Source organism: Bifidobacterium sp., assembly GCF_051876855.1.
In the GTDB taxonomy this organism is placed as follows: Bacteria; Actinomycetota; Actinomycetes; order Actinomycetales; family Bifidobacteriaceae; genus Bifidobacterium.
In genome coordinates this window covers 49,357-56,120 of sequence record NZ_JBJEIH010000019.1, presented here as the reverse complement: position 1 = coordinate 56,120, position 6,764 = coordinate 49,357, and the positions used below count along the sequence as shown (strand labels likewise).

Sequence of the window (6,764 nt, the reverse complement as noted above, 5' to 3'; positions counted from 1 at the left end):
GCTGCTGGGCGTCGAACTGCTCGGTGTGGTCGCGGTTGCGGCCTGGACCACGGTCACGATGATCATCATCTTCTGGGTCATCAAGCACACCGTCGGTCTGCGCGTCTCCGCCAAGGAGGAGCTGTCCGGCCTTGATCTGCCTGAACACGGCCTGGTCGCCGCCTACGCTGATTTCGAGCCGAGCGTGCTCACCAAGAGTGAGGACTCCTATGAGGCCCGTGTCGCCCGTGAAGCTGAAGCCGAGGCCGCCGGTGCGGCTGGTACCGCTGGCGCACCGGCGAAGGAGGCCGCCGCCGCCAAGTAGCAAATAGGCACGTCCTGTGGCCACCAGCTGTGGTGCGTCGTTGGATAATGCCCACAATGTGGTCATCAAACTCGGCAGGGATTCCTGTCCATGGTTCCCCGCGAAGCGCGGAATTCGGGACAAGTCGCGGATAATTGTACAAGCGCTGTAACGTTGGCGTAACATTCCGTAACGTTTCGAAAACCCGGCGGGCGTTCCATAACCGTGTCGGTCCCCACTTGGGGATTACAAGTGAGTGGTTCGCTCGCCCGCCCGCCTCGTCCAAGGCGGGCGCCGGAGAGGGAGGTAATGTATGGACACCGGAAATGCAGCGTGGATGTTGACATCCGCGGCTCTGGTCTTTTTGATGACGCCTGGTGTGGCGTTCTTCTACGGCGGCATGGTCCGCGCGAAGGCCGTTCTGAACATGTTGATGCTGTCGGCGGCCGCGATTTCGGTCACCGCGATCATCTGGACGTTCTGGGGCTGGTCGATCGCATACGCAGGCAAGGATATCGGCGGGATCTTCGGCGATCCGGCCACCGGCTTCCTGCTCAAGGACTCCATGGTCGCCAAGGACGGCGTGTTCACCGCCGCCAACACGTCCGGGGATTATCCGGGCAGCATTGATGTGGCATTCCAGGCCACCTTCGCGATGATCACCGTCGCACTGATTACCGGCGCGATCGCTGAACGCGTGAAGTACAGCACCTGGATGCTGTTCGTGGCTCTGTGGATCACCTTCGACTACGCCCCTATGGCGCACATGGTTTGGAACGGCGGCCTGCTGTCCCCGACGGGTGCCATTTCGCAGGCTCTCGGCGCCGCCGCGCATGATTTCGCAGGCGGTACGGTCGTCCACATCAACGCGGCTACCGCGGCCCTTGTCACCGTGCTCATCATCGGCAAGCGCAAGGGCTTCGGCACGCAGCCGATTCGCCCGCACAACGTTCCGTTCGTCATGCTCGGCGCGTTCCTGCTGTGGTTCGGCTGGTTCGGCTTCAACGCCGGTTCCGCGTTCGGCGCGAACGGCACTGCCGGCTACGCGTGGGTCAGCACGACCGCTGCTGCGGCCGCCGCAATGCTTGCCTGGGGCTTCACCGAGAAGGTGCGTTCCGGCCATTACACCGCGGTCGGTGCGGCATCCGGTATGGTGGCCGGTCTGGTCGCCATCACCCCTGCGGCCGATGTGGTCTCCCCGCTGTGGGCCATGGTGATCGGCGCAATCGCCGGTGTGGTCACCTGCTTGGCGTGCGGTCTGAAATTCAAGTTCGGTTATGACGATTCGCTCGATGTGGTCGGCGTTCACGGCGTCGGCGGCCTGATCGGTACCGTGCTCATCGGTTTCTTCGGTGTCGGTACCGGCCTGTTCACCGGTGGCAGCTGGCGTCAGCTGGTCGTCCAGATCTTGGTGGCTCTCATCGCCATCCTCTACTCCGCTGTGGTGACCTCGATCATCGTCTTCGCGCTTGAGAAGACGATGGGCTGGCGCGTCACCGAAGCACAGGAGGTCTCCGGCATCGATATGGCCGACCAGGGCGAGCGTGCATATGATTTCGCTGGCACTGCCAGCTCCGTCCTCAAGGAGGTGAAGTGAGATGAAGCTTATTACCGCTATTATTCAGCCCCATAAGCTTGATGATGTCAAGGAAGCGCTCGCTGCTGCGGGCGTGCATGGCCTGACCGTCTCGGAAGCCAATGGTTATGGTCGCCAGCGCGGCCACACCGAGGTCTACCGCGGCGCCGAGTACACAGTGGATCTCATCCCGAAGATTCGCGTGGAAGTGCTCTCTGACGATGCCGACGCGGAAACGCTGGTCGGCGTGATCGTGAAGTCCGCGGGCACCGGAACCATCGGCGACGGCAAGGTCTGGGTCACTCCTCTTGACTCCGTCACCCGCGTCCGTACCGGCGAAACCGGTTCGGCCGCCATCTGAAAGCTCCCGTCCCCGGTGCCGCGGTTTCGTCTGTTTGCCGCGGCGCTGACGGTCGGGTATTGATAAGACAGGTCCCCGCACGTGCTGGCGCAGTGCGGGGATTCTTTATACGCCCGTATCGAGGTTCCAGCGGACTGTTGGCGGGCGGTGCGCCAGCGCATTCGTCACCCGCGCGGGGTGGGTCGCGTCTGATGTGCGGTCTGCCCAATCGCGGGGAACATGGCTCGTTTGGAGGGGATATGGCTTCTGCGGTTGATGGATTGAAACAACGCTTCATGGACGTCAGCAAGCCGGACGCCGACGGCGTCTACCGTCACGGCAAGGACAAACGCAAGCAGCGTACGCAAATCGCGATGACCAGCCTGCGCGAACTGTGGAAGGAAGCGGTCGAATCCGTGCCCTTTGACGTGCCCGAACACGGTGTGGGTCTCGCCGCGGTCGGCTCGCTTGCGCGCGGGCAGATTGGCCCGAGCTCCGACATTGACGTCGTGCTCATGGTCGAGCCGCACACGTTGAAGGACGACCAGCTCAACCAACTGGCCAACAAACTGTGGTATCCCCTGTGGGACAGCGGTCTCGACCTCGACCATGCGGTCCGCACCCGGCAGCAGTGCGAGTCGGTGACTGACCATGATCTGCCGGCGGCAATGGGTTGGCTGTTCGTACAGCCGGTCGCCGGGGACACCGAACTCATCGAGAAAACGGCGAAATCTATTCTCGAACGCTGGCGCAAAGCGGCGCGCAAACGATTGCAGGAGTTGCTTGATTCGGCGTCGTCGCGGCTTGAGGAGTTCGGCCGGCTGCCGTACCTCAACCAGCCGGATATCAAGGAGGCGCGCGGTGGTTTGCGTGACACCGTGCTGGTGTCTGCGCTCGCCGCATCATGGCTTGCCGACCGACCCCATGGCTCGTATGACGAGGCGGTCGAACGGCTGCTGGATGTGCGCGACTGCCTGCATGTGGTCGCCGGTAAGGAGACCAACTTGCTGCTGCCCGCCTACCAGCCGAAAGTCGCCGCGATGCTTGGCCTGGCCGACCCGACCCTGCCAGAAGGCGAGCGCGAGGCGGATGCGGTTGAAGGATTGCAAACCCTGCTTGCCACGCTGGGTCGCCGCATCGCGTTCTCGCTTGATTCCACGGCTTCGCACGCACGGCACACGCTCACCCACGAAAAACCGCGGTTCGCGTTCTTCCAGATGTTCCAACCCCGTGCGGGCGGCAAACGTGAGGCGCCGACCTTCAAAACCATCGCGCCTGGCGTGGTCGAGCATGAGCAGGAGGTTGCCCTCGCCGTGGGTGTCGAGCCGAGTGAGGACGCGACTCTCCCGTTGCGTGTCGGGGTGGCGGCAGCGGAATACGGCCTGCCGATTAACCCGTCAACCCTGCTGAATCTCAAGCATTGCCCGGTCACCGATAAAAGTTGGGACCGCGAGACGCGCGAACTGTTCATCCGGTTCTTGGCCACGGGTCAGGCACTGCCGCCGGTGTGGGAGGAGCTTGATTTCGTTGATTTGCCGGGCAGGTGGATGCCTGAGTGGCTGGGCGTGCGCAACCGGCCGTCCGCGTCCGCGGCGCACCGCTATACGATTGACCGCCATATGATTGAAGTCGTCTCACAGCTTGGACGTGAAGCGCCGAGCGGCATGCGCTACGACGACACGCAATACGCGACGCTGCTGTTGGCGGGGTTGCTGCATGACATAGGCAAGCGGCCGGGCGTACGCGACCATGCGGCCGAGGGTGCTAGGCATGTGCCGGTCATCTTGGAGCGTATGGGTTTTGATAACCGGGTGGTCGCCCAGGCGACGCTGCTGGTGCGCGAGCATCTGACACTCTCGCAATTCGCCACGGGCAAGGACCCGGAGGATCCCGCGGTTGGCCGTGAACTTGCCGGGCGTGTCGAGAACGACCCGGTGCTGCTGGACATGCTGTTCGACCTGACGCGGGCGGATGGCTCGTCGCTGGGCGCCACCTCCGGCGAGGCGATCACCAAGCAATACGGCTGGTCGCATTGGCGCGAGGCGACCGTGCGCATGATGTACCAGGCCGCGCGTGAGGCGATGCAGGGCTGAGCGAGACTGGACTGACTGGGCTGACGGGCCGGGACTGACGGGGCTGTTGTGAAGCTTGCCGGAGTAGGCAAGAGCCGGCCAGAACGGTGGGTCGGCTAGTGGCGGCAACGCTGGTTGAGTCGGGCTGGATTGAGTCGGCTGGATTGAGTCGGCTGTGCAGTGGACCGGCTGGCGCAGTGCTGATTGAGCTGGCCGGATTGAAGTCGGGCCGTACGATGACTCGGCTGGCGCCGCGTTGCGGTTGGAGCGGTCTGATCGGGCTGGGCTGGCGGAACCGGCACTGCTGTCTCTGCTGTGCCCTGCGTCCGCCGCGCCGACGACTCGTAACTTTCGGAATTTCTGGTGCCAGCGTCAATAATTCCGAAAGTTACGGGCTGTCGGGGTGGCTGGTCTTTGTGGTGTTGGAGGATCCTTGGTATTCCGCGGTTTTGCAGCACGGGTGTGGCCGCTGTGCGTGTGACGGTCGGCGCCTGTGTGGACTGGACTGGTTTTCGGCGTGTGTTCTCCGGTTCGGTCCGTAGCCCGGGCGGGCTGGGCAGCTGATTTGGCGGTGGGAGATTGTATTTCAGCAAGCGGATACTTGGAATTCTGCGGTTTTGCGGTGGTTCCGTGATTGGCGGCCGGGTGTCGGCGAGGGCTGGCGTGGACTGGTTCCGGTTTTGTCGTGTGATTTCGGGTTCGGTCCGCGGTTTCGGGTGGTTGTGTGGCTGGTGTGTCGGTGGCTGGTCTTTGTGGTGTTGGATGATCCTTGGTATTCCGCGGTTTGTAGCACGGGTGTGGCCGCTGTGCGTGTGACGGTCGGTGCCCGTGTGGACTGGACTGGTTTTCGGCGCGTGTTCTCCGGTTCGGTCCGTAGCCCGAGCGGGCTGGGCAGCTGATTTGGCGGTGGGAGATTGTAGCTCAGCAAGCGGATACTTGGTATTCTGCGGTTTTGCGGTGGTTCCGTGATTGGTGGCCGGGTGTCGGCGAGGGCGGGTATGGACTGGTTCCGGTTTCGTCGTGTGATTTCGGGTTCGGTCCGCGGTTTCGGGTGGTTGCGTGGCTGGTGTGTCGGTGGCTGGTCTTTGTGGTGTTGGATGATCCTTAGTATTCCGCGGTTTTGCGGTGGTTCCGTGATTGACGGCCCATTGCTGTCCGTCGCCGTTGGGGACTGGCCCCGATTTCATCCTGTGTTCTCCGATTCAGGGCAGGGGCATCCGGCGTCCGCCAAAAATCCCATCCTTCCCCTCGCCGTCCTTTCTCGGTCCAGCCCAGCAAACAGCCCGGATTGAACGACGAAACTGCCCGGGAAAGTGATGCCACCATACAAAGTCAACTTGGCAGAACGCAGGCGGCGGCGCTGGTCTCGGTCAGACTGATTGTGGAGCGACCGGATTAAGCCGAATCGGTACTACTGCCCTGCCCGCGGCCCGACCCAGTCGCACCGGATACCCCATCGCTCTCGGAATTTCTGACGCCAGCGTCAATAATCCCGAAAGTTGTTGCCGCCATGCAGGGGCGTGATGGTGGTGCGCGTTTGCAGATGACCGGCCGCAGGACAGACGGTGTGGGCGTGCGTTCCGCAGGGATTGTTGCGCATAGCACTTTGATGAGATTGATGCAAGTCGATCTGGTGTCGGCTGTGGATTGTCCCCAAGCTATCCACAGAATTATCCCCAAGATGTGGATAATCACATGCGTTATCCACACGGTTATCCCCACAATGTGGATAACTCGATTTTCTATCCACATTTCGCGACATCCGCGTGTCGTACAGATGAACAGCGCGCAAACCACATACCGGCATGACAAACCGAAGATGAATGCTCCGCGCCGAAAATCCATACTCCGCTTGTATGTGAACGTTGGCTCGCACGCTGGCGGGTTGCACACCGTGATTGCTGCCGGCAGGGTATGAAAGAGGCCGTCGTGTGAGGATTGATTCGCATGGCGGCGGGTTGTGTGGCTGAAATCGGCCATCTAAGACTGTCATGATGGCTTCGTGTGAGGGTTGGCTCGCACGCGGGCGGGTTAGCTGGCTGGAATCTGCTGTCCGGCGTAGCCGGCTCGTCTCCGTGTGAGGGTTGGCTCGCACACTGGCCACCGGGATGGCGGGAAACGGCCATCGGGACCGACGGAACCGTCATTGTGCGAGCATCGGCTCACACAATGAGGTGTTTGATGCCCGGATTTGGTCATTTGGACTTCCGGGCGGGTCATTGTGTGAGGATTGGCTCGCATAACGGCGGGTTGGGTTGCTGGAATCGTTGGCCGAGTGGCTCGGCGCCGTCATCGTGCGAGGATTCGCTCACAAAGTTGCCGGATGTGTTGCGGGACTGGCCGTTTGAATGGCTCGGTATCGTCGTTGTGTGAGGATTGATTCGCATGGCGGCGGGTTGTGTGGCCGAAATCGGCCATCTGGCGAAGCCGGCCCGTCGTCGTGTGAGGATTCGCTCGCACACTGGCCACTGGATGGCGGGAATGGGCTATTCG

General features: G+C 62.2%; 3 protein-coding genes and 1 pseudogene. All 4 read left to right on the top strand.

Features of this window, described 5'->3' with window-relative positions; translation table 11 throughout:
* A pseudogene (locus tag ACI38B_RS01345) lies at positions 1–304 on the top strand (ammonium transporter); the annotation flags it as partial.
* A 292-nt stretch (positions 305–596) separates the two neighbouring features.
* Entirely contained in the window at positions 597–1,880 is a 1,284-nt protein-coding gene (locus ACI38B_RS01340) for an ammonium transporter (RefSeq protein WP_033506608.1), read from the top strand.
* 1 nt (position 1,881) lies between these two features.
* Positions 1,882–2,220 carry a P-II family nitrogen regulator gene (locus ACI38B_RS01335; protein WP_015449732.1) on the top strand — a complete coding sequence of 113 codons (339 nt, stop codon included), beginning with the start codon at positions 1,882–1,884 and terminating at the stop codon, positions 2,218–2,220.
* 239 nt (positions 2,221–2,459) lie between these two features.
* The gene (locus ACI38B_RS01330) at positions 2,460–4,292 is read left to right on the top strand and encodes a nucleotidyltransferase domain-containing protein (RefSeq protein WP_439729216.1); all 1,833 of its coding nucleotides are present in this window, start codon (positions 2,460–2,462) and stop codon (positions 4,290–4,292) included.
* Positions 4,293–6,764 lie beyond the last annotated feature (2,472 nt).